General features: G+C 45.0%; 18 protein-coding genes. 11 read left to right on the top strand and 7 right to left on the bottom strand.

Features of this window, described 5'->3' with window-relative positions; all coding sequences use genetic code 11:
• The first annotated feature begins 9 nt into the window (after positions 1-9).
• Both HUJ21_RS10430 and HUJ21_RS10425 read left to right on the top strand, forming a co-directional pair.
• Positions 10-1,494, top strand: coding sequence for a RagB/SusD family nutrient uptake outer membrane protein (locus tag HUJ21_RS10430; protein WP_291369501.1), 1,485 nt, complete (start codon positions 10-12; stop codon positions 1,492-1,494).
• Positions 1,463-2,068: a hypothetical protein gene (locus tag HUJ21_RS10425; RefSeq protein WP_291369499.1), complete on the top strand. Its 606-nt coding sequence runs from the start codon at positions 1,463-1,465 to the stop codon at positions 2,066-2,068. Before HUJ21_RS10430 ends, HUJ21_RS10425 begins: the two co-directional genes overlap by 32 nt.
• Before the next feature lie 350 nt (positions 2,069-2,418).
• Here HUJ21_RS10425 and HUJ21_RS10420 read toward each other — a convergent pair whose 3' ends face one another.
• Positions 2,419-3,069 carry a hypothetical protein gene (locus HUJ21_RS10420; protein WP_291369497.1) on the bottom strand — a complete coding sequence of 217 codons (651 nt, stop codon included), beginning with the start codon at positions 3,067-3,069 and terminating at the stop codon, positions 2,419-2,421.
• A gap of 525 nt (positions 3,070-3,594) precedes the next feature.
• On the opposite strand from HUJ21_RS10420, the gene HUJ21_RS10415 reads away from it, so the two are divergent.
• From HUJ21_RS10415 to HUJ21_RS10380, 8 genes are all read left to right on the top strand, one after another.
• Positions 3,595-5,370, top strand: coding sequence for a tetratricopeptide repeat protein (locus tag HUJ21_RS10415; RefSeq protein WP_291369495.1), 1,776 nt, complete (start codon positions 3,595-3,597; stop codon positions 5,368-5,370).
• A 12-nt stretch (positions 5,371-5,382) separates the two neighbouring features.
• Positions 5,383-6,609 carry an MFS transporter gene (locus HUJ21_RS10410; RefSeq protein ID WP_291369493.1) on the top strand — a complete coding sequence of 409 codons (1,227 nt, stop codon included), beginning with the start codon at positions 5,383-5,385 and terminating at the stop codon, positions 6,607-6,609.
• Positions 6,610-6,706: 97 nt separating this feature from the next.
• Positions 6,707-7,327 carry a CatB-related O-acetyltransferase gene (locus tag HUJ21_RS10405; protein WP_291369491.1) on the top strand — a complete coding sequence of 207 codons (621 nt, stop codon included), beginning with the start codon at positions 6,707-6,709 and terminating at the stop codon, positions 7,325-7,327.
• A 222-nt stretch (positions 7,328-7,549) separates the two neighbouring features.
• The gene (locus tag HUJ21_RS10400; RefSeq protein ID WP_291369489.1) at positions 7,550-7,765 is read left to right on the top strand and encodes a hypothetical protein; all 216 of its coding nucleotides are present in this window, start codon (positions 7,550-7,552) and stop codon (positions 7,763-7,765) included.
• A gap of 141 nt (positions 7,766-7,906) precedes the next feature.
• Complete coding sequence (locus HUJ21_RS10395) at positions 7,907-8,467, top strand: hypothetical protein (protein WP_291369487.1); 561 nt, start codon at positions 7,907-7,909, stop codon at positions 8,465-8,467.
• Between the two features lie 99 nt (positions 8,468-8,566).
• Positions 8,567-9,721: a serine hydrolase domain-containing protein gene (locus HUJ21_RS10390; protein ID WP_291369486.1), complete on the top strand. Its 1,155-nt coding sequence runs from the start codon at positions 8,567-8,569 to the stop codon at positions 9,719-9,721.
• 33 nt (positions 9,722-9,754) lie between these two features.
• The gene (locus tag HUJ21_RS10385; RefSeq protein ID WP_291369484.1) at positions 9,755-10,621 is read left to right on the top strand and encodes an SDR family oxidoreductase; all 867 of its coding nucleotides are present in this window, start codon (positions 9,755-9,757) and stop codon (positions 10,619-10,621) included.
• Between the two features lie 447 nt (positions 10,622-11,068).
• Complete coding sequence (locus HUJ21_RS10380) at positions 11,069-12,898, top strand: metallophosphoesterase (protein ID WP_291369482.1); 1,830 nt, start codon at positions 11,069-11,071, stop codon at positions 12,896-12,898.
• 472 nt (positions 12,899-13,370) lie between these two features.
• Here HUJ21_RS10380 and HUJ21_RS10375 read toward each other — a convergent pair whose 3' ends face one another.
• Positions 13,371-13,520: a hypothetical protein gene (locus HUJ21_RS10375; protein WP_366483685.1), complete on the bottom strand. Its 150-nt coding sequence runs from the start codon at positions 13,518-13,520 to the stop codon at positions 13,371-13,373.
• A 71-nt stretch (positions 13,521-13,591) separates the two neighbouring features.
• Complete coding sequence (locus tag HUJ21_RS10370; RefSeq protein ID WP_291369480.1) at positions 13,592-15,349, bottom strand: metallophosphoesterase; 1,758 nt, start codon at positions 15,347-15,349, stop codon at positions 13,592-13,594.
• Between the two features lie 422 nt (positions 15,350-15,771).
• Between HUJ21_RS10370 and HUJ21_RS10365 the strand changes: the two genes are divergently transcribed.
• The gene (locus HUJ21_RS10365) at positions 15,772-18,123 is read left to right on the top strand and encodes an alpha-L-fucosidase (RefSeq protein WP_291369478.1); all 2,352 of its coding nucleotides are present in this window, start codon (positions 15,772-15,774) and stop codon (positions 18,121-18,123) included.
• A 345-nt stretch (positions 18,124-18,468) separates the two neighbouring features.
• On the opposite strand, the gene HUJ21_RS10360 is transcribed toward HUJ21_RS10365, so the two are convergent.
• From HUJ21_RS10360 to HUJ21_RS10345, 4 genes are all read right to left on the bottom strand, one after another.
• The gene (locus HUJ21_RS10360; RefSeq protein ID WP_291369476.1) at positions 18,469-20,208 is read right to left on the bottom strand and encodes a hypothetical protein; all 1,740 of its coding nucleotides are present in this window, start codon (positions 20,206-20,208) and stop codon (positions 18,469-18,471) included.
• Positions 20,209-20,269: 61 nt separating this feature from the next.
• Positions 20,270-21,244, bottom strand: coding sequence for a FecR domain-containing protein (locus HUJ21_RS10355; protein WP_291369474.1), 975 nt, complete (start codon positions 21,242-21,244; stop codon positions 20,270-20,272).
• Between the two features lie 3 nt (positions 21,245-21,247).
• On the bottom strand, positions 21,248-21,826 hold the full coding sequence (locus tag HUJ21_RS10350; RefSeq protein WP_291369472.1) for an RNA polymerase sigma-70 factor: 579 nt from the start codon (positions 21,824-21,826) through the stop codon (positions 21,248-21,250).
• 193 nt (positions 21,827-22,019) lie between these two features.
• Complete coding sequence (locus HUJ21_RS10345) at positions 22,020-23,108, bottom strand: hypothetical protein (protein WP_291369470.1); 1,089 nt, start codon at positions 23,106-23,108, stop codon at positions 22,020-22,022.
• Positions 23,109-23,159 lie beyond the last annotated feature (51 nt).

The following is a 23,159-nucleotide window of genomic DNA, read 5'->3' as shown; positions in this document are numbered from 1 at the left end:
TACTATCTTATGAAGAAATTATTTTCACTGCTCATATTAGCTGCTACTCTGATTTCCTGTTCGGAGGACTTCTTGAACACGCAGCCGGAAGATACCCTGTCGACGGGGGCTTTTTTCAACAATCCCAGTGAGATCAAGGCAGGTTTAATTGCATGTTATGAACCCTTGCAGTCCATTTATTCCCGGAACGAACTTCCCCAATACGTTGAAATCATTGCAGATGACGGAAGAGTTGTCAATTCCCAAAGCAACGATTACCTGTTCAAGAAAAACAGTGGTAACTCCAGGTTTAGCTTGTGGCGGGATCATTACAAGATAATCGTCAATGCCAATAACATCATTGATATTATCAACAATTATGTACCCGCCAGCACCGCAGAGACTGCATTGCTAAATGCGTACCGCGGTGAGGCCAGTTTCCTTCGCGGACTTGCCTATTTTAACCTGGTAAGGCTTTATGGAGATGTGCCGAAAGTGGTGGAAAGGCTGAATGATCCTTCATCTGCTATTGGCATAGGACGTACATCTGTAAGTGAAATATACAATACAGTTATCATTCCTGATTTCGAAACGGCCGTCGCCAATTGTTTTTCGAAGGGCGATGCAGATCTTCAAGGCGAGGAGGCAAGGGCCTCTAAAGGAGCAGCTCTGACCATGCTGGGAAAGGCACATTTGTTTCAGGGAAATCACTCAGAAGCAGCGGAAGCCCTAAAACGGTTAATTGTTGATAAGGAGGCAGGTAATTATACCCTATTATCTGATTTTTCCCAGATTCACACTTTTGAGAATAAATTCAATGACGAATCTATTTTCGAAGTAAATTATAATGCTACTGCCGGCCAACCGAATTTCCTTTTCAAATGGATGACAAACGAAAACGGATACCGATACGGTATTGCATCAGGTGGGGGTCCGATAATCATGTTCAATTTTCTTCAGGAATTTGTAGCAGACGACGATTGGATCAGTGATCCGGATTGGAGCCGTTACACCACTACATTGGATTCAGGAATTTTGTTGGGGGGAAGCCCGGAACTACAACCCTGGCCTAAAAAATTTGTTCCTGAGAAAAGTACCTTGTCTCAGTACGATATCACCGGCACCGACAATAATTACATGATCACCCGGTATGCTGATGCCCTGTTAATGTATGCTGAAGCCCTGCATGGAATGAACCAACCGAATGAGGCGATTACCTATATCAATATGGTGCGAGAAAGAGCGGGCCTTAATGGCATCACTGCCGACCAGTTGGATCTGGAGCGAATCCTTCATGAACGAAGATTGGAATTGGCATTTGAAGGCCACCGCTTTTTCGATTTGGTCAGAACAGGTAAGGCCATTGAAAAGATTTCTTACGCTTTAATGACTCCAATTGTCTATGATACTCAGATTTATACGACGGAGCCGATAGAAGAGTATCAACTGCTTCTGCCAATTCCTGTTAATGAGATAGAAAAAGATGCTTCCCTGGTCCAAAATCCGGGGTATTGATCTGATATGGGATAAGAAATCAAAAATCAATTGGCAGGCCTTAATGGATCTGCCCTTAGAAAAAAAAGATATGAAAAAAATAAAATATTCTGTGCTTATAGGTTTGGTTACCTCCATCACCTTCTTTTCCTGTTTGGAGGAGGATATTGTTCCCTACCCTAAAGTGAACGATGTGAAGATGTATATGTCGGACATAGACGGAAATGATTCCCTTATTACTCAACCAACAGTCAACATGCCGATGAAGTTTGTTGTAGATACAGAGGCCGATATTGCGTCGGTATGGCCAGGAGGAGAAAGAAGAATTATGAAAATGAAAAATAGCGAAACGGATTCCATTGACATGTTTGGAAACCCAGTGTTGATTGTAAGTGACCGCTATCAGGATTACGGCTTAGTTAAAGCACGTGGTCTTACTACTGCCCTTGGTGAAACGGGATGGTATGCAGCCTACACGTACAAAACGGCCGGGGAATTTGATGTCACCGTGTTAGCTACCAATCACGGTTATCAGGGCTTTGATTATAAGCAAATCGTCTATGATGTAGGAAAGGTTACCGTTGTAGCCCCATGAGCATATCGTTAAACTATAATAAGCATCTAACTCCCGAATTCTAAATGGGGTTAGGTGCTTATTACTTTAAAAGAAAACGTATATTTTGGCGTTATATCCAGCCTGAAAGTGGATACCCTGAATTTCAAATGAAGGGGTTTAATAACCATAGCCCCCTATCTAGAAATGTTTCCCAAGCGTGCCTCCTATGCCGATTGCAGGGGACTTCAATAAATCTGAGTCTTAATCGCAGCCTAGTGCAATTGTTTACCGGGATTGTCGGATGGATAGGCTGTTTTGCATTAGTTTTTTTATTTTCCTTTATAAATAATTAGGTAGGGCCATTTCAGCCATTTCAGTAGCCACATCATTTAGAAGTTCACGCCGAAATAGAAATTGGGTTCAAAAAGGAAGTAGTTCTTCCATTTATTATCCAAGGCCTTAAATTCATCCGGCGTGTTGGTATCAAAAAGCCAAACCTGAGAATGAACCTGTGGCTCAACGAAAAATCGTTTTTTCTTCCCAAAGGCCAAATGGTAACCCAAATGGAGAGAATTGTATAGTTTAAAGCCATTTCCTAATTTGTTGTTATCCTCATCCAAATAGGTTTTATACTGTGGCAACACTTCAACAGTAGCAAATAATCCTTTCCACAACATGCGTTGATAGCTTATTCCAATCCCGGTTTCCCGCATGTGGCCGGGATAAAATTCCGTTCCGGACTCTACTTTGTCCAGAAGCCCATCCCACCAAAGAATTCCCATAGGTTGGAATAAACGCCAGCTAGCAAACTTTAAACCAACGATATTCTTATTATCCATGATACGCTTAACATGGATTTCGATATGCTGCGTATTTGTCCGGTCATCCCAAGATTTGGTAAACAACTGGGGAACGGTTATCCCGGGCAAACTAATTCTGTATTTATAGTCTACTCCGGTATTTTCACCTGTTTGAAGGTTGCTTTGTGAAAATGCACTTAGTGTCACAATTGTCAGAAAGAATGTTAATACGGTTTTCATTTTTAGCGTGTTTAAATAGGACATGTGTTTGTTTCAAATTGATGGGACAAATGTGGGCTTTCCGGGAGGGTCAGTCGTCCCAAAATGTAATGGCGGACGTTTTGGTGAGATTCGGGACTTTTGGAAAAAAGATGACAAAAAAGAAATATCATCTTTTCCTGCTTCCGATTGCATTTATGGTATGTAACACCGGATGGCAGCCCACATTCTGTAAATGAACGCAAAGCTTCAGGTGGGAAACCCTTCTATCGGTGAATCGCAAACCGGATAAACTTTAAGTACGGGGGCAGTTGCAGCCCCCACTACTACCACATGAAAATTAAAAGAGAAAATGATGCTCAAATTAGCTTTACCGATAACCCAAATCGGATTCGGTTGAAAAACCAGACTCGAGGCAGCAAGAAATATAAAAAATACATTTCTCCTTTTTTTAAGCAATTTCTTTTGGCAAAAATTTCAGGAGGTTTTAACTTTAGGAATATTGTAATTTAAAAAACACCAGTCTTTGGTACCTTTAATCGTTAAATGAATATTCGCTCAATCGCGGTACTTCCTTTTGACAACCTAAGCTCAGACCCGGAAAACGAGTATTTTTCTGATGGCATGGCTGAGGAAATTATCAATGCACTGAGTAAAATCCAGGGGCTGAAAGTGATCGCACGCACTTCTTCCTTTGTATTTAAGAATCAAAAACCAGACGTCCGGATCATCGGAAATAAACTGGGAGTATCCTCAATCATTGAAGGGAGCATCCGAAAAGCCGGAAGCCGGGTGCGGATTGCTGTGCAGTTAATCCGAACAGACAACGGGTTTTACATTTGGTCAGAGACCTTTGATCGGACTTTAGAGGATATTTTTGATTTGCAGGACGAAATCAGCCTTTTGGTAGCTGACCGGATTCGGGAAAATTTTGGACACCTGGAAATCGAGGACAGCCTTGTTTCCGCAAAAACGACAAATCCGGAAGCATACGATCTTTTCCTGAAAGCAAGCCATCACTTCAAGCGGAAAGACCTGGCCGATGTCAAAGAAGCCTTGGTTTTGTTTACGAAAGCTACCAAGCTAGATCCCGAATTTACTGAAGCTTATGCCTATATCGGTGAAACCTATCTTCACCATGCAGGCTTCAATCTGATTTCAGCTAAAGAAGGATTTCAGAAATCCAGAGAATATGCGCTAAAAGCATTGGCTATCAATTCAAAAGATATGCGTGCGCACAAAGTGATGGCTTACGTCCACCTGTTTCATGATTGGAATTGGGAAGCAGCTATCCAATCCTATAATCAAGCAGTAGCCGCAGGACTGAACAACGAGATCGATTTCATCACCAACTATTACATTTTTATCCAAAAGGATTACGACCTGGCCATTGCCATCGCAAAGGAAAATCTGTCACGGGACCCCCTCCACATCATCAGCTTTTGGTGGCTGGGTCTATGCTATTATCTCTCAGGTCGTTTTGAAGATGCCCTTCCTGCTTTTGAAGAGAGTCTACGTATTGACCCCAACTTTAGTGAGGCCCTTCGCTGGAAAGGGTTGGTGTTGGGCTATTTGGGGAAATTTGAAGAAGCCCTTCAGGCCCTTGACCGGGCGAGCGAGTTGACGAACGGCGAGGGCCTGGTCAAGCTGGACCAGATGACTGTAAAAGTGCTCAGCGGCGAAACCGAAGGGGTGCTTGAGGAACTGAAAAACAGTCACTACATCGATCCATGTGATCCGGCCGCCTTGTACAGCCTGATGAACCGACCTGATGAGGCTATTCATTTCCTTCAGAAAGGTCTGGAAGAAAAATCAAGCATGATGGTCAGCCTGAAATACTGGTGGGTTTGGGATAATATCCGGCAAGACAGGCGATTTCAGGAAATCTATCGTCAGATGAATTTTCAAGACCATAAAGCGCATCGCCAACATCCCTCCAACCAACAATTGGTCATTGCCCAAAACAGTCAGATGTCCGAGGAGGAATGCGAACATTTTCTTCAAAGCCTACGCGCAAAAATGGCCTTAGAAGAAGTAGTGACCAACACCGATCTGACTTTACGATCTTTGGCCGAACAGATCGAGATACACCCAAATAAGCTTTCATGGCTTATCAATATGAAGTTGGGTCAAAATTTCAACGACTATGTCAATTCCCATCGCCTGGCGATTTTCCAACGAAAGGTGACTGACAAGGCCAATGCACACATCACCTTATTGGGGATGGCATACGATAGTGGATTTACATCCAAATCGGTATTTAATGACTTTTTTAAAAAATCAACTGGCCTCACCCCAAAAGCTTGGGTCAAAGCCCATTAAAACTGATTTTTCATGACTGAAAAGGAAGGATTCACTTCTTACCAAAAACTGGTCATTCTGGGACTTGCGGGTCTTCTTTTTACTGTCGTATTGGATTACATGCTGCTTCCTGCGTTGAGCGGTACACTTTTGAAACAACTCCAGCTTAGTACTGAAGAATTTGGACTGATTGCCTCTGCCTATGCACTGAGTGCTGGAATTTCCGCGCTGCTGGCTTCAGGCTATGCGGATCGGTTTGAAAGAAAATCCTTCCTACTGGTATTTTACACTGGTTTTTTGATAGGAATTTTACTTTGTGCGTTTTCTCCGTCATTCCCCATGCTCTTAACATCCCGAATTATCACAGGAGCTTTCGGAGGAGTGATTGCTTCGATTTGCTTCGCTATGGTGGCGGATGTATTTTCGCTGTCACAAAGGGGCCGAGTGATGGGATGGATTCAAATGGCTTTTGCCGCTAGTTTGGTAATGGGTCTTCCTTTATCCCTTTATATTGCCAGTTCTTTTTCTTGGAAAATGGCTTATGGGATGATTTTCAGTTTTGGAGTTTTAGCGCTTTTATTTGTGGTTTTTCTTATTCGACCATTGGAAAATCCTGCTTCCCAATTTTCCGCTCCTTGGAATCATATTATTTCCAACTTGAAAAGATCATCTTATTGGACAGTTTATGGTGCCAATATCCTGATTGTGAGTGGAGACGTAATTTTCATGACCTTCAACGCCGCCTTTCTCACCAATAATCTAGGGCTAACGGACAGCCAACTCCCCTTTGTGTACGGGGCTGTTGGAGTCACTAGCCTTGTAGCTGCCCCAGTTTTTGGAAAGTTGGCCGATCGGTTCGGTAAATGGACTGTATTTGCTATTGGGACCCTGCTTTCCATAGCTACCGTAGTGGTGTACACGGCTGGAGCGATTCAGCGCTTCGAATGGATTATTTTTGTACATGTGGGCTTGTTTTTTGGGGTAAATGCACGAATGGTTTCGGCAACAGCCTTAGCTACCGCAGTTCCAAAAAAGTCTGATCGAGGTGCCTTCCTAGCCATTGATACTTCTATTCAGCAGTTGGCGGGAGGCATAGCTGCGGCGATTGCCGGATGGGTTATTTTTCAGGGGGTGGACGGCATTCTGCTAAACTATCCTCAGATCGGCTGGCTGATGGCTATCTTGATGCTATTATCGGCAGGTTTGGTCTTTTTGGTCAGCAATCAGGTGAAAGCCAATCCCGAATCAGAATCAAATTAATCTGGAAAAGTTAGACAGTAATAAGTCCTAAATCATAAACCCGGACGATTGGCTATACTTTTTCCTCCACCTTTGAATCAACCAAAAAAATCAAATCATGACAGGACCAGACAAAAACCAAGCCTTTCCTTTGGCAAGTTATGACCGACTTTGCTTTCTGAAAAATGTGATCAAAAGCCCTCAAATCCAAGTTGGTGATTACACCTATTATGATGACTTCGAGGATGTTCGCAATTTTGAAAAGAATGTCAAATACCACTTCGATTTCGTCGGGGACCGATTGATCATTGGGAAGTTTTGCATGATCGCTTCGGAGGTGACCTTCATCATGAACGGAGCCAATCACCTATCAAAATCCCTCTCCTCCTATCCTTTTGCCATTTTTGGAAATGGTTGGGAAAAAGCCATGGAAGGAAAAAGCTACCCTCAAAAAGGCGATACCGTCATCGGGAATGACGTCTGGATCGGCTATGGAGCTACACTTATGCCGGGAGTTCAAATTGGGGATGGAGCCATTATAGCCAGCAAGTCGGTGGTTACCAAAAATGTGGCCCCCTACACGATTGTGGGAGGCAATCCCGCCCGGGAAATCAAAAAGCGCTTTTCGGATGAAAAAATTGGGAAGCTGTTACACCTTAAATGGTGGGACTGGCCTATAGAGCGAATCAGTCAGAACGTACCGTATCTAACCGGGGAACACCTGGAGAACCTACGTTGAATAAAGCAACCATGATTTCCCTTACCAAAATGCCAAAAGGAATTCCACCCTCTTTTTGGCATCTTTTTTTTAAAGCGCTTAAACCGTCCGCTTTTTAATTCTTTTCGATTCCGAAGTCCGGGATTTCACCAAGACGTCCCGAATCATAATTCAAGACGACTGACGCCTTTTTTCACCCCAACTTTGTCCCAATCATTAGTCAAAAACTTAAATCAAACAAGAATGAAAAACAAAGCAATTACACTGGGAACAGGTATCGGTGTCGCCATCGGGACAATGCTGGGAGTAGCCATCGGCACAGCCATTGGAATTATTGCCCTGGGTTTATTAGGGGTGAACTTTGACAATCAAATCACCTTCTGGATAAGTACAGGAATGGCCGTAGGCGGAGGAGTCAGTCTGGTCAACTTCATGCTCAAATCCTCGAAAGAAGCATAATGGCACATGCCATGGGCAAAAAGTCCTGGATTTCATCAAAACGTCCCGAATCGTAATTCAAGACGACTGGCCGGGTCCGAAAGCCCAAATTTGTACTATCAATTTAAAACAAACACAAATCATACTTAAACAACACAAACAATGAAAAAGCAAATCTTCATCATCCTTATTGGCCTGATTACCACGTTAAACATTCAGGCTCAAACGGAAAAACCCAATCGAAAAGGGTTCACAGCCGGAGCTTCCTTAGGTGTAGGCGTATTGCACTTCACCGATGGGATGAGCGAAAAAACTACGCGTGGCGGAATCTCCCTTCCCAATCTCAAAATGGGTTGGTTTGTATCTCCCCGAACAGCCATCTATGTGAATACCGTAGGACAAATCTATGAGTCCGACGGAGTAGACAGAAGCTTTGAGGGGATCATCCCATCTATTCAATACTGGGCGACCAATAAATGGTGGGTCAGCGCAGGATATGGTGCTTCTCTGGATATGAGAGCACTCTACGAGTCCGAGGCGGATTCCAAGAAGAGCGAGTGGGGAAAAGGCGTATTGCTCTCCACAGGATATGAAGTGCTACAACGTCAAAAATGGGCCCTGGATATCCAAAGCCGGTTATATATGGCTCGGGTGACCCAAAAAGAAGGTGGAAACCTAGACGCAACCAACTTCTCCCTGGGAGTAGGCATCAGCCTCTTCTAATTAGAAAAGGTATCTAAATTTCAAAGAAAAAAGCAGGGAAGAGTTGTGAGTTTCATCGGCTTTCCCTGCCGGATTCTTTTTCCCAACAAGCCATCAATTATGAAACGCCGAACCCTTTATTTTCTTATTCCAGCTATGTTTTTACTTCAATTTCTATTCACGCAAAGCCTCCCAAAACTGGAACGAAAGCTAGACAGGCTTTTCCAAAAAGTCATGAAAAAGGAACAGTTGCATCAGGGGGTTTTTCGGCTGGATTTTCATGCCCTGGGTTTTCAGAAAAGCTGGGCCTACGGAGAATTCAAAAACGGAGAAAAAGTAAAAACCGAAAGCCCATTCCATACAGCGAGTTTAGGCAAATCCTTTACTGCTGTCACTATTACCCAACTGGTAGAAGAGGGCAAACTGGCCTTTGAGGATCCCATGCATCAATACCTCCCAGAAGCATTGACCCGGGGACTTCACATCTGGGAGGGAAATGATTGGACTCAGGAAATCACCGTCGCCCACCTTCTGCAGCACCGCTCCGGACTCTCCGACTACTTCGAGGACCAGCCCGGAATAGGAGAAAACATGCTGACGGTTGCCCTCGAGAATCCAGATCAATTCTGGACTCCACAGGAACTGCTGGATTTCTACAAAAACGGTTTTCGGGCCCTGTTTGCACCGGGAACTGGCTACCACTACACGGATACCGAATACCTGCTACCCGGTCTGATCATTGAAGCATTGGAGCAAAAGCCGCTACAGGAGGTTTTCCGGGAAAGAATATTCAGCCCATTGGAAATGACTCATACTTCCATGCATCTACGGTCTGAGCCGCTGGAAAAACCAGCCACTCCCCTCACTAAGATCTACTTTGGTGAGCAGGAAGTTTCGAAGATGAAAAGCCTTTCGAGTGATTGGGCAGGTGCTGGTCTACAGAGCACCGCCAAAGATATTTCTACCTTCCTGAAAGCGCTATTTGATGGAAAATTGATCCAAAAAGAAAGTTTGAAGGCCATGCAAGATTGGACGCCAGCCAGCAAAGGAACTTACTATGGCTATGGGTTGATGCAATGGAAACTCAAAGAATTATTTCCCCTTTTATCCGATTTCACCCTGATTGGCCATCACGGATTTACAGGCTCCTTCATGTACTATTGTCCCGGGTTGGATGCTTATCTTTGTGGCACTTTCAATCAATCTGAATTCCAAAAAGGATCCGTGGAATTTTTGATCAAGGTTTTGATGGAACTGAAAAACACCAAAAAATGATTCTCGAATTCCAACTATTCAATCTTTAATACAATGCAGGGAAAAATAATTCTGGCCGGCGCCACCGGTTATTTGGGAGGCTATATTGCCAAAGAACTCACGAGCCAAGCCGTTGATTTTTTTGCATTAGGGCGAAACGAGGAGAAACTCAGGAACATGGGGTTGCGATCAGATCAAATTCAGATCGTTGATGTCACAAAGCCGGCCTCTTTTCCAGCATTTCAGGATCCCATCGATACGGTTATTTCCACAGTAGGAATTACCCGCCAAAAGGATGGTCTGAATTATATGGACGTAGATTATCAAGCCAATGTCAACTTGCTGGAATTTGCCATGCGGCAGCGAGCCAGAAAGTTTGTTTACGTGTCTGTGCTGAATGGTGAGCAAATGCGGCACTTAAAAATCACTGCCGCCAAGGAACGCTTTGTAGATGCGCTTAAAGCGTCCGGATTGGAATACAGTATCATCAGACCCAATGGCTTTTTCTCTGACATGAAGGACTTCCTGGCCATGGCCAGGTCCGGCAAGGTTTACCTTTTCGGTGATGGCGAATACAAGCTCAACCCCATTCACGGAAGTGACCTTGCAAGGGTGGTCATTGAAAGCATCGTTTCCCCTCAGCAGGAAATTGAAGTAGGTGGTCCGGATATCCTCACGCAAAATGAAGTCGGCAAATTGGCCCTTGAAGCGATGGGCAAGGAGGTCAAAATCGTTCACCTTCCTGATTGGATGCGACGAACTGCCTTAGGAATCATGCGCACCTTTACAAGTTCGCAGACTTATGGACCGTACGAGTTCTTTCTCAGCATGATGGCGCAAGACAATGTGGCTCCCCGTCATGGGGTACAGCGCTTGGAAGCCTTCTTTCGGAAGGAAAGTGACAAAACCCATGAATCGTAAATCTGCTGTTTACTACTGGAATCAAGAGCCGTCGAATTAACCGGGTGCCCGGTCCATCTGGCTTTGAGCTATCTCTTCCTGTATTAGCGTTTTCTTTTGTTTTTCGATATGCCGGAATTGAGGACTATTAGGCGTATTATTTGTGAACAAAAAGCAAGCAATTTCCACTGACTGTTTTCGAAGGATCAAGGCCCCGATCAGAAAAATACGTACATTCAGGGATTGATCCGAAAAAAGGAGTCGATTAGGGCCAGTGTGAATTGGGATATCCGAGAAGCGGAAGCAGGAAATTATACCCGATTTGAAGGCGCTAGTTGTATAGGAGCTACCTACGGATTACTGTCGGCAACCATACTACCTCCGGTCAAGTTATCCTGTCAGTTGCAAGTATGGGATTTTCTAAAGCCAGCACGCATACCTGTCTAAAATTCATAAATTACAGCTAAATTGAAAAAGACATATTTCCCCCTACTCTTTTTGAGTATCCTATGGCAGCTAGCAGGAATCCACTCAGCCTCGCTTGCCCAATCCAAGGAAATTAAATTAGCTTTTCTTTCCGACATCCATTTGCAGGATGTCTATGCTGCGCTACATTCACCGGATTTCAAGGGAGTATTCAATCCCAAAACGGGCAAGTACGCGACCATCCGCAGCATGAAAAGCCAATTGAATTCCACGCGGCTTTTCAATGAAAACTATTTTGCCTTTATCCAGGCCATGGAGGATTTAAAAAGCAAAGGCATACAACTGGTGGTACTTCCGGGTGACTTTACCGATGACGGACAGCCGATGAATGTGCTGGCTTTACAAGGGATTTTGGACCGATACGCAGAAGAATGCGGAATGCGGTTTTTCTTAACTACCGGAAACCACGATCCGGTGAAACCTTTCGGCGGAATCGGCGGCAAAAAAGATTTTCTGGCAGCGGATGGCTCCGAACAAGCCATTGCAGGTGATGCGGATTTTTTCCCATCAAAAGAAGTGACGATTTCTAGTCAGATCGACTATTGGGGATATGAAGAAATAACCCATGCCCTTTCCGATTTTGGCTTTTTCCCATCCGAACAAGATTTATTTTGGGCGCACCCCTTCCAGGAGTTGGATGTGGATGGTTATAACTTTCGCCAGGCAGTAGATAATTCCTCACTGGACCGGCGGGTGTATGCTTCCGGAAGCGAGGGAAGTCTCTTGCCGGATGCCAGCTATGTAGTAGAACCGGTAGCAGGTATTTGGCTTTTAGCGCTGGATGGCAATGTATACACTCATACCGGAGAAGAGTGGAGCGGCTCCTCGGTGGGATTTAATCAGGCAGTGAAAGAGAAGCAACACCAGCTGGGCTGGATTAGTAAAGTCGTCAGGGAGGCTGAAAAACGGGGAAAAACACTGATTTCCTTTAGTCACTATCCTTTGGTGGATTTTCACGATTACGCCTCGGATGAGATGAAATTACTATTTGGAGAAAATAAATTTCAATTGGCAAGAGTTCCTTCGCAAAAGACTAGCAGTGAATATACCAAAGCAGGAATTGGTATTCATTTTGCCGGACACATGCACATCAACGATACCGGGATATTTAAAGAGGCTTCAACGGGTAAAACGCTCTACAATATCCAGGTACCTTCCCTGGCCGCCTTTCCCCCTGCCTACAAAATCCTTACCTTTCCGGAGCCGGAAACCATAGAAATTTCGACGATTCAACTCGATATCGTAAATCGGATGGATGAATTTTTTGACATGTATCGGATAGAGCAGCAATGGCTCCTTGACCATCAGGATCCCCAACGTTGGGATAGCACCATTTTGCAAACAAGAAATTACCGGGATTACACCCGAATGCACCTTTCGGAACTTACCAGGTCGCGGTTTATCCCTTCCGATTGGCCGGAAAATCTTGCTTATACCTTGCAAATTCTCAGCCGCAAGGAATTGGAACGCTGGTCAGGCATGGGTTCAGAGGAAGGCGAAGTATTTTTGATGGAAAAGCTAAAAGAATCAAAGGATATAAAGCGAACTGATGGTCTTCCGGGAGAGCTTATTGAGGACTTTTATTTACTTAAAAATGGGGATGAGCTGGGGAAAAACCTTATTCCCTCGGATAGACAACGTTTTTATGAAGGTCTTCTCTCAAAATTGCACCAAAAGCCATTGTTGGAAGGGCAGGCACTGGATGCCCAACTGGTCCGGTTTTTCCGTATTTTCGAAAAACTTTATCATTCACTGCCTTCAGACCATTTTTTAATCGATCTGAAACGTGAGGAAATCAGACGATTCGAGTAAATAGGAGTTTAAAAACTTTTAGCTGTGTTTTCCTAGGAATGGATTGGCTTAAACTAAATGTAAACGGAAGTGAAAGAAGATAGGCAAGCATTCGGCTCCAAAAATAAACGCTAAGGGACTGTACCAAAAATGACCAGCAAAACAACCAAAATTCAGATGAAAGTATAGTATAAAGGATAAACCAATAAAACACTTCCTATTGAGTAGCGAGATCCTGGTGCTGGAAGAAATTGTATAAACTACTTGTTTTGCCTCCTATTTTTTACCGCAAGAATAATTACTTCAATTTATTTAATCAACCATACGTATTATCTCGCATATATGCGGTGACACTACCGGTGCCCACTCCAACAATACGCCAATGATCATCTTTTGATCCAGGGAAGTAAAAATATGTACAAGCAAACATTTACCAAAAAAGCCGGTAAGGAAATGCCCACCGGCTTTTACAATGCATCAAACCGAAATGCAATCAATACCCTGGGTTTTGTACCAGGAATCCCTCCTCATTGGATGCCCCGTCTATGGCGCGTTGGGGAATGGGAAACAGTCTTTTATTGGGATCGCTGTCCGTTTTTCCTGTCCAACTGTCCTCGTATCTTCCATACCTGATTTGATACACCCTCCGAAGGCCTTCCCAGTACAGTTCAAAGCCTGATTCCCGGAAAAGAATATCCAGATCTATGCCGCACTCTAGTTTTTCTTCCGGACTTCAAAAATATCAATCAATTTTCCATCTCCTGTATATACCCGAAGTTCGAGTCTGCCGAGGGTAATGGAGATCGTACCATAATGAAACCCACGGAAAGTTTTGGCGGAAAACGGGACCCGGTTAGGTGCAAAATCTTCCAGATTGCCCCCCATTCCACCTACCTGCACATAGGTGATCCCTCTGTCAAAATCGATTTGATCCTGGTTCAATGGAAAGCTCCGCATGTATGTGTGCAAATGCCCAAAAAACATCATGTCTACATCAAAATCTTCCAACAACCTCAATAGCGGCTGAAACCGCCTGTCTCCATAGCTTCCTTTTCCTTGCCAGGTATCCCCATAGTCATCCTCATCCATGGAGTAGGGAGCATGGTGCATCATCACAAATTTCCAGGGGCTTTTTGATTGAGAAAGTTCATTTTTGAGCCATTCGTATTGGGCACCTCCTTTTTGGAGTTCACCGGGTTGATTGGAGTTGAGCACAAAAAATGTCGCCGGCCCATAATTGGTACTATAGCAACCCAGTGAATCGGCTTGCGGATGATAGGCTTTGTACCAGAAAAGGTCACCTTCTCCATTTCCTGCTACAGGTATATTCGGTATCCTTGAATAGAGCGCTGAAGAGCCCGGAAAAAATTCCTGTGTCCATTGCCATTTTTCGGATTCATTTCCTCCATCTGTAATGTCTCCAAGGTGCAAAACCAGATCTACCCGTTCATTCCAAAGCTGCATTCCGATTTGCTCGTTGATTTGGGGGCGGGATTCGGTATCGGACACCAGACCGACCAGAATCGGGGAATTCTTCTCCGGAGCCGTACGAAACGTTAATGGTCCGCTTTTTAGGATGTTTCCCTTTTCATCCGTTGCCTCAATCTCGTAAAAATACGGACTATTGGATTTCAGATCGTTCAATCGTACGTGGTAGCGATTTTCATGTTGTGGAGATAGCTCTAAGGCCTCAAATGAACGGATATCTTCACCAAAGAGCAATTTTACCTCTGCTTTACGATCCAATTCAAAGGTGATTTGCATCTGATTGGAACCAGGGACGTAGAGATAGGGTTCTGCCAGGAAATGAAATTTGCCGGGAATTCGAATTCCTTCTTTTTTCCAGCGCTGATGCTGTCGAAATCTCTCGTTTACCCAATTTTCAGCCATCGGTCCTGAAAAAAATGACAGGTGTTTCACCCAGTGGTCTAACTTCATAAAAGGCTCTTCCTGAAGGTAGGAACGCAGGAGAAAGACCTGACCCATGGCCTTTTCTCCTTGGAAAAGTAGGTCGCCATTTTCGTAGATCCGTAGACCATTTTCTTCATTGGAAAGAACGAGGTGAGTAAAATACTTATCCCAAAACCTTTGGGTCTCCTCGCGTCCGGGCAAAAGCCATTTTTTGTTCCAGTTGGAGAGGAGTGGTCGCTGCTCAAGAAATACTTCGAAGCCTATGGGCTGATTGACATGATTTATCAACCAAAACTCGATAATCCAAGGCTCCTCCGTATCCAGCAGATCGTCTAAATCAATTTTATATATGGCACTTGCCGGCTGGTTCACCAGCGGAAAAATCTCCGGTCCCTGGAACAGCCGAAAAGGCCTTAAACTGAGCGAATCTTGAAATAGGGGGCTATTGGCATTTCTAGGTAGCCCTTTGTTTGGCCAAAACCAGCTCTCCCATTTGCTTTCCTGAGCAGTAGCATTCGGACAAATGAGCAAAACGAACACTAAATAAATAAGATTTTTCATCGGCTTAATTTCTTTTACCAGCTACGCCTTTTCGGGTTTCCTGAAGGTAAAGAAAAAATGAATGAATTGTGACATCTTACAAGATACTTAGGTCATGTAATGTTATTGTGACGCGGGTTTTGTCTTTTTGTAATTGAGGCATCTCAAAGAGCGCCCAAAGCCTGGGCAGGGTGGTCAAGCCCAGAAATTTTAAATTCTCTAAGCAGGGCGCGTTTCCAATTCGGAGGAGCAGGCAGGAAAAAACAACAGGGTACAAGCCCAAGATTCATTTTTGACTGCGTATCGACGACTATTCCCGAAAAACACCTATCGAAACCAAATAGCGTATAGGATGAGATTGGCCTTCCGTCAATTCCTAAAAACATCAAATTTTGTATATTGGTGAACAGTCACCATTAATCTAAAATTTCATTATCCATACCATGTCCTCGTTCCGAAGCATTGCCTATATCGTCTTTATCCTTTTTTGCCACCAACTGATGGCACAAACCAACTGGCAAAACCCCATCCAAAAGCAGGGGCGGCTGGGCTCCCCACTGGTGGAAACCTCCCCTTTCGTGTTTAAGGACAAGTTGTACCTGCTGGAAAACAACCAACGTTTTTGGGACATCCCCGGGGCCAAACCCGGAGACCATTTCCAGGAAGACGAAGTGCGCATCCGGGACCTTGCCACCAACCAAATCGTTTCCGTGCCGCTGAAAAACCATGCCTTCGGAACCGTCCTGACCTGGAAAGACCGGGTGTATGTGTTTGCCGGCTACTACGGAAAGAACAAACCCTGGCGCAAAATCACGGAAATCGTTGTCACCAGCTCTGCGGACCTAAAAGAATGGACCAAACCTGAAACCATACTTCAGGCCAATCCGGACGAATATTTTTTCAACACGGCCGTCTGTCGGGGAAAGGAAGACTTCATCCTCCTCTACGAAACCAGCGATCCCCAATGGACTCCCTTTACCTTTCGCTATGTCAGGTCCACAGACCTGAAAAACTGGCAGGAAATTCCGGAAGCCAGCTATGGCAAAGACAAATACGTAGGTGGGCCAGCCCTGTATTATGAAGGGGGCTGGTACTACACACTCTACCTGGAATCGCTTCAACCGGGGTACGAAACACGCATTACCCGCTCCAGGAACCTGATCGACTGGGAAGATGCACCCGATGACAGCCCGTTTGTCACCTTTAATCCGGACCATAAAAACATCCCCTTAATTGATCCCGCTATATCCGAAAGCAATGCCTCCGATGTGGAGCTCTGTTATTTCGAGGGGAAGACAATTCTCTATTTCACAGGAAGCGATCAAACTACCGCCGGGGACCTGCAATGGGCAACTTTTGATGGAAGGCCTGAGGAGTTATTCGCTCACTTCTTTGAAGACAACCTGGAGCAATCAATCGTTGCCCCCGCACATCAGGGAGATTGGTTGCCTGTGCTTGAGGCAGCCGATAGCAATCAGGAAATCTACATCAATCCTTCAAAGCCATTTCGAACCAGGCCCACAGAAGCTCAGTTGGCCTACCAGGAGCGGCAACTCGGGGCATTTATTCACTTTGGTCCCGCCACTTTTGTTGATTCTGACATGATGAGTGTACCTGCTGCGGAACTTTTTAATCCCAAAAGACTGGATGCCGATCAGTGGGCTAAAACAGCGAAATCTTTTGCTGCCAAACACATCGTACTTACAGCCAAACATCACAATGGCTTCTGTCTCTGGCCAACGGAAACCACGGAATATTCGGTAAAAAACGCTTCCTGGAAAAAGGGGAAAGGAGATATCGTCCGGGAGTTTGTAGATGCCTGCAGAAAATACGATCTGGAAATTGGTCTTTACCTTTCCGGTGGGGATAAGCATTTTGGATGTACCAGTACGCCTGACCCGCAAGGGGAGCGCAAAATTGTGGGTGATATACACAGGTACTTCCCTGTTTTTCTGGAACAGCTCCGAGAATTACTGACAAACTATGGAGAAATCTCCTATCTCTGGTTTGACGGCGCCTATGATCCTTTTGGATGGGATGTGATGGATCCTAAAACCAGGCAACCACTGGGCACGGCTTATGGCGATGCCATCGCAAATATGGTACGGCTGTTACAACCCGGGGCCATCATTATGGGAGGTACCAAGCCGGATGTACGCTGGTCAGGCAGTGAACAGGGCTGGGCAGAATACCCCTTGGAAAACGTCGTAAAACCAGGGGAAGGACTTGCCAAATGGGTTGGTCCTCAAAATGCAGGTTGGATACCGGCAGAGGCCAACCTGCACACCCGCTCCACCTGGTTTTGGAAACCGGAATCGGACAAAACCCTGAAAGATGTTTCCTTTTTGAAGAATGCTTATCTGGAAACGATCGGGCGAGGAGCCAATTTACTGGTAAACATGACGCCGGATACCAGCGGCCTTATCCCGCCGGCAGAAGTTACTTTACTGAACAACTTTGGTAAATCGATCGAAACCACCTTTGCTAATCCAGTAGGAATCACCTCTTCTAAAAACCACCCTTCCTCAGAAATAACACTAACTTTCCCCCAAAGCCAGCGTGTGAACCTGCTGCTCCTGGAGGAAGTATTGCGCAAGGGGCAACACATCCGGCAGTACGTACTCGAAGCCTGGCAGGATGGCCAATGGCAGCCTGTGGCAGCCGGTGAGACGGTAGGCAGAAAACGCATCCAATACTTTGATCCGGTCGAAACGAAGCAACTCCGACTGCGGCTGTCCGGGGCAGGACCCCTTTTTGAACTTGACAATTTTGCCGTGTTCCGGTCGGAATTTTGAGTAATGGCAGAACTGAGGGTATTGGAAACTACTCCCGAAAAATTAGGGGGCAAAACGCATTTTGGATCTACAAAATAAGAGGGAGAGAATTGAGTCAACACCGAAATAAATTATCGATAGAACCCAATAATAACAGTGTTAAGCGTGAACATCTTCGAAGCCGTTCCCACGCATGCTACACCTGGAATTTCTTATCCAAATCTTGCCTCCCAATAATCTACATTTCCTCCACCCTATCTTTTTCAAATCGGAAATACATGGTACCAGACCCGCAAACGCTACGGCTAAGACCCTTTTCTGATAAAATCCTTGCGTGGAATCAGGTAGGCTTGATCAGCAATTCAATCAAAAAACATATTGCACACCCCCTGTCAACCCGGCATGCAGGGCAAATAAGCCCCTGCTGTTGCGCTTTTCGGCGATTACCCATCCGCCAACAGGCCAGGCCCATGACTGGTCCAACACACTAAAGGCAATGGTAGGCCCGGCATAATATTTCATGCGGCCACTTTGAAAGCCCTGCAGCATTCTAAATACATTGGAATGATTTGAAATCCCGGCAAAATCGCTGGACAACCTGTTAACCAGCTCCACATCCATAAAATAAGACCTTTTGCGGATGGCGTGCCAACCTAAACCCAGGTCCAGCCCGAATAGGGTAATGGGATGCAGCCTCAGCCCTGTCCCCAGCAAGCCATAAAGTTTTCTCCCCCCACTTCTCAGGCTGAGCTGGACAAAGGAAGATTCATCCAGGCCAACAGAAATACTTTTTTCCCCATCCCCAACGATATTGACCAAGCCCAGCGTGTAATCGCTGGAGGCTGCTACATTCACCAAACTCAGCTGCAGGCCTACAACGGTATCTGCCTTATTGAACAAGCCACTTACCTGGTAATCCACATTAGCCCCGGATTGATTAAGTATTCCTGCAATCTGAACTTTGCCTGCACCTGCTTTTGTGCGGTTAATCAGGCCCGCCAGCTGGAACCCATCGGTACTGTAGGAGCGATTGGCCAAACCGGCTATCTGAATCCGGGCTTTACCAGCTACCTGATTGACCAATCCGGCCACCTGGGCTCCATTCAGATCATTTCCCACCTTATTAAGTATTCCAGCCACCTGAAATCCAGACAGGCTATCATATACATTGTTAAAGATCCCTGCGGCCTGAAAACCGGAAACTCCCCCGCCAACCATATTGAAAAGCCCTGCTGTTTGCATGCCACTTACCATCCTTTGATTCATATTGAAAAGACCAGCCACCTCCAAGCCTTCTACCCCCGCCGTGTAGCCCCCCAATAAATTAAGGGAAAAATTATTGATCATCTGGCTGCTAAATACTCCCTGGGTACTCAAGCCCGGAATCAATGACATTTGAACGGGACTTTCAGCAAAAAAACCGGCAAGGTTTAGCCTTTGCATCCTTTGCCTGAACCCAATGAACATTCCTCCCCAAAAACTTTCTTCTAAATTGTCTGCCGATCCATTTCCCGGTAAAAAGCGGAACCTACTTCCGGCATGCTTATCCAGATCCACCTGTACCGGGGGAAGCAGTACAAAAGAGGTATCCCTGTATTCTTCCTTGCGTAAAGTCAGCCATACAGATGAGGGAGATGCAGATTTCAGTCTCAACTCAAAATTACCCTGCCCATCAGACATGGCATAGGCCAAACCATTTTTTTCATAAATACTGGCAGTGGAAACGGGCTCCGCTGTGTGATAGTCCCGTATCTGGCCTTGTATCACCAGTGATTTGCCATCTGCCACCATCTCCAGATCTGCATCTAATTTGCCCGGAGCATAACGGATGATCACATATGCATCATGCTCCCTGAATTCGTGGGAATCACCAAAAACTCCCTGAAGGAATCCTGCTAACTTACCCTGATAAGAAGAGAAAGGGAGCTTTGATTCCAAATCAACCAAAGAGCTTTGGTAAGAAAAATAAAACCCATGCCTGCCTGCAATTTCCTCCATAGCCGATCCCACATTCCCCTCAGCAGTGCCGGAAAAATCTATTTCTCTTAAAAGGTAATCCTGAGCGTAAAGCAGCCCCTGAAATGTAGACCCGATCGCTAAAAGCAATAAAACACAAAAACGATTAAAACGCATTTACAAATCATCTTCCAACCATGAAATTAAGGAATTATTCCACAATAATGTTATCACCTTGGCGGATTACGCTCAAATCCAGGGTCTCCCTGAGCACCTCCAGGTTTTTTTCTAAGGAGCCGTATTCCAGGGTGGTGGTAATGAACATATTTTGAGCCCTTTCTGAGGCTATTCTTATTTTGCTTCCATAGGCTTTATTGAGTGCCTCCACCAAAAGCGGCAGGGCGGTAGATTCAGCCACAAACTTTCCATCCACATAGTAGCGGAAAAGCTGGCTGCCGTTGATATCTTTTTCTATTGAACCGGAGGAAACATCAATCACTGCTTTCTCATCCTTTTTCAGCAAAATCAACTGATCGCGGAATTCCACCCTCACCAATCCGGCATCTACGATGACTTCAATGCTTTCCGGTGATTGATGAACATGAAAAGAGGTCCCCAAAACAGTAACCCTCATATCTCCTGTGATAACCACAAAGGGTTTTGCCTTATTTTTTACTACTTCAAAATAAACTTCGCCTCCAGACAAGCTTACCAGCCGCTGTTTTCCAAAAAGCTTCTGAGAATAAGTCAAACGTGAATTTTTATTCAATGTCAAAACCGAACCGTCCATTAAAACCTCCTTTACGGGTTCTTCAAGGGTCTCAAACACTACTCCGGTATAAAGTGCCCTTACCGGTCCGGGCAAATTGCTCATTAAAGCCCAACCTCCAATCAGCACCAGAAAAATTGCAGCGGCAACCCGTAGCCAAACCGGTAAATTTACCGTATGCCTGGCAGTCTTGTTTTTCGCTTCAATTATCACCCTACGATCTTTGAATTGCTTCCAGGCCTCATTTTCATCTATCTCTGACTTTTCAAGTAAGCGGGCTGAATTCTCCCAAATCCATCTGAGCTGTTCAAAATAGCGACTGTTTTGGACATCAGCTGCAATCCACTTTTCAACTTCCTCTGCCTCAACACTATCCGTTTCACCAAGCAGGTATTTTATCAGTAGTTGATCTTCCATAAGTCAAAATAAAAACGTCCAGGTAATGATTATGAGGGGAAGGAACTCCGCAAGTTCCACTCTAAGGGTCCTCAGGGCTTTGCCCATATGTGCTTCCACCGTTTTGACAGAGAGACCGAGGCGCGAAGCAATCTCCTGATATTTTAGCTCTTCCATTCTGCTGAGCAGAAAAACCGTCCTGCACTTTTCTGGTAAACGGAGCAATGCATGGTTCAATTTTGACTGTATCTCTTTATCTTCCACTGAGTACGCCGCATCCGCGCTCCTGATATTTGCCATTTCATACCGGTTTTCTTCCAAATGTTTCATTTTGACTTTCTCATGTTTGAGGTAATTCAGACTGTCATAATACACACACTTGTACAAATAGGCTTTCAGGGAAATGGAAATTTCCAGGGTCTTGCGCTTTTCCCAAAGCTTCAGAAAAACCGTCTGTACGATTTCATTGGCTGCTTCACCGTCTTTCAATAAAGCCTGCGCATAGGCATGAAGTGGTTTAAAATAATTTTTAAACTGCGCTTCAAAAACCGCTTCATCAAGGAGCTCTGGCAAATCATCATTTTCTCCGGAAATTTTTCTCACTCCATCCAAAGGTTATATTGGCAATCCTTTCTTTCCACTTCATTTTGCACTTGTTGGGAAAGATAAACAACTATTGATCAATTTCAGTCCAACTGTTTGGCTTTTACATGATGTCCATTTCCCCATTGAGCGAAATGGGCTTCACCTCCTTTAATTATCAGTCATTTTCATTGAGGTTAATTCATTTTGAGCGTCAATGGATGGCTAACTGAAGTCCCGCATTAACACCCCAATGGATGGCTTTATAGGAATTAGCACGATTCCTTTCCCAAATCCTGAATTGTGCCAGTTCCGATCCATTTTGGTATTGGGTGTGCATGTAATTCAAGCTTGGACCGGCGTACAGCTGCAAACTTCTGGAAAGCTTTACTACCGGCAATACCCTTAATCCAGTTTTAGAATATCCACCCCACTTCCTGAAATTGGTCCCCCATAAATTACTGGCTTCCAGATCCAGCCTGAATCTTTTGCTATCTGTAAGTTTGAAACCTATACCTGTCTCCATGGCGTAAGGAAGATCATCATTGGAGAAATTAGATCCCAAACCAATGATCCCATACATGCGATTTCCCCCGGACCTGAAGCTGATCAACTGGGTGAGATTTTCATCTACGGAAAAGCCAATTCTTTTTTCTCCATTGGCAATCAGATTGATGATGCCTATGGGGTAGTCACTGCTGTCAGCAATGTTGATCAAACCTGACAGTTGAACTCCTCTTACAGTTTTGGCTTTGTTTACCAAACCTGAAATCTGAATGCCATTCACCACTTCTGCCTGATTAAGGATTCCAGAAATTTGAATACCCTCCGCCTTCTGGGAAAAATTGGCGATCCCTGACACCTGGGCTCCACGGAGAGATGTTGTGGAGTTGGTAATCCCTGCCAGCTGAGAGCCGGACCCCTCCTTGGATCTATTCACCAATCCTGCTACCTGAATGCCCTTATTGGCCTGTTGTGCCTGATTGATAAGCCCGGCTACCTGAGCCCCCTTCAGCTCGCCGGAGACGGAGAGCCATAATCCTGCAGTTTGAAATCCGGTAGCATTTCCCTGAATTACTCCTCCAAGTCCGTAAATGGCCAGGCCTCTTTCCCCGCCCGAAAGGCCGGCCAGTGCATGGATACTGACATCATTGGTATAGTCTGCCGCCTTAACACCGTTTGTACTGATGGGGTATAAAAAGCCCAGGTGGGCGGGTCGATTTTCCTGAGCCGCAGCCTCAAACAGGCCAAACAGTAGGGTAAATCCGAAACTAATAGCGATCAAGCAATAACTTTTCTTCATGATTTTGTTCTTTTCAATTTGTGGTATAGTCCTGTGACAACCATTTCATCA

The sequence above is a fragment of the Cyclobacterium sp. genome (assembly GCF_014762705.1).
GTDB lineage: Bacteria > Bacteroidota > Bacteroidia > Cytophagales > Cyclobacteriaceae > Cyclobacterium.
This window is presented reverse-complemented; position numbering and strand designations above follow the sequence as displayed.

Excerpts from the sequence above, each read along its gene's own strand:
- HUJ21_RS10415 (WP_291369495.1), top strand. The coding sequence starts at position 3,595 with ATGAATATTCGCTCAATCGCGGTACTTCCTTTTGACAACCTAAGCTCA.
- HUJ21_RS10430 (WP_291369501.1), top strand. The coding sequence starts at position 10 with ATGAAGAAATTATTTTCACTGCTCATATTAGCTGCTACTCTGATTTCC.
- HUJ21_RS10405 (WP_291369491.1), top strand. The coding sequence starts at position 6,707 with ATGACAGGACCAGACAAAAACCAAGCCTTTCCTTTGGCAAGTTATGAC.
- HUJ21_RS10395 (WP_291369487.1), top strand. The coding sequence starts at position 7,907 with ATGAAAAAGCAAATCTTCATCATCCTTATTGGCCTGATTACCACGTTA.
- HUJ21_RS10355 (WP_291369474.1), bottom strand. The coding sequence starts at position 21,244 with ATGGAAGATCAACTACTGATAAAATACCTGCTTGGTGAAACGGATAGT.
- HUJ21_RS10425 (WP_291369499.1), top strand. The coding sequence starts at position 1,463 with ATGCTTCCCTGGTCCAAAATCCGGGGTATTGATCTGATATGGGATAAG.
- HUJ21_RS10385 (WP_291369484.1), top strand. The coding sequence starts at position 9,755 with ATGCAGGGAAAAATAATTCTGGCCGGCGCCACCGGTTATTTGGGAGGC.
- HUJ21_RS10400 (WP_291369489.1), top strand. The coding sequence starts at position 7,550 with ATGAAAAACAAAGCAATTACACTGGGAACAGGTATCGGTGTCGCCATC.
- HUJ21_RS10420 (WP_291369497.1), bottom strand. The coding sequence starts at position 3,069 with ATGAAAACCGTATTAACATTCTTTCTGACAATTGTGACACTAAGTGCA.
- HUJ21_RS10370 (WP_291369480.1), bottom strand. The coding sequence starts at position 15,349 with ATGAAAAATCTTATTTATTTAGTGTTCGTTTTGCTCATTTGTCCGAAT.
- HUJ21_RS10365 (WP_291369478.1), top strand. The coding sequence starts at position 15,772 with ATGTCCTCGTTCCGAAGCATTGCCTATATCGTCTTTATCCTTTTTTGC.
- HUJ21_RS10410 (WP_291369493.1), top strand. The coding sequence starts at position 5,383 with ATGACTGAAAAGGAAGGATTCACTTCTTACCAAAAACTGGTCATTCTG.
- HUJ21_RS10390 (WP_291369486.1), top strand. The coding sequence starts at position 8,567 with ATGAAACGCCGAACCCTTTATTTTCTTATTCCAGCTATGTTTTTACTT.
- HUJ21_RS10345 (WP_291369470.1), bottom strand. The coding sequence starts at position 23,108 with ATGAAGAAAAGTTATTGCTTGATCGCTATTAGTTTCGGATTTACCCTA.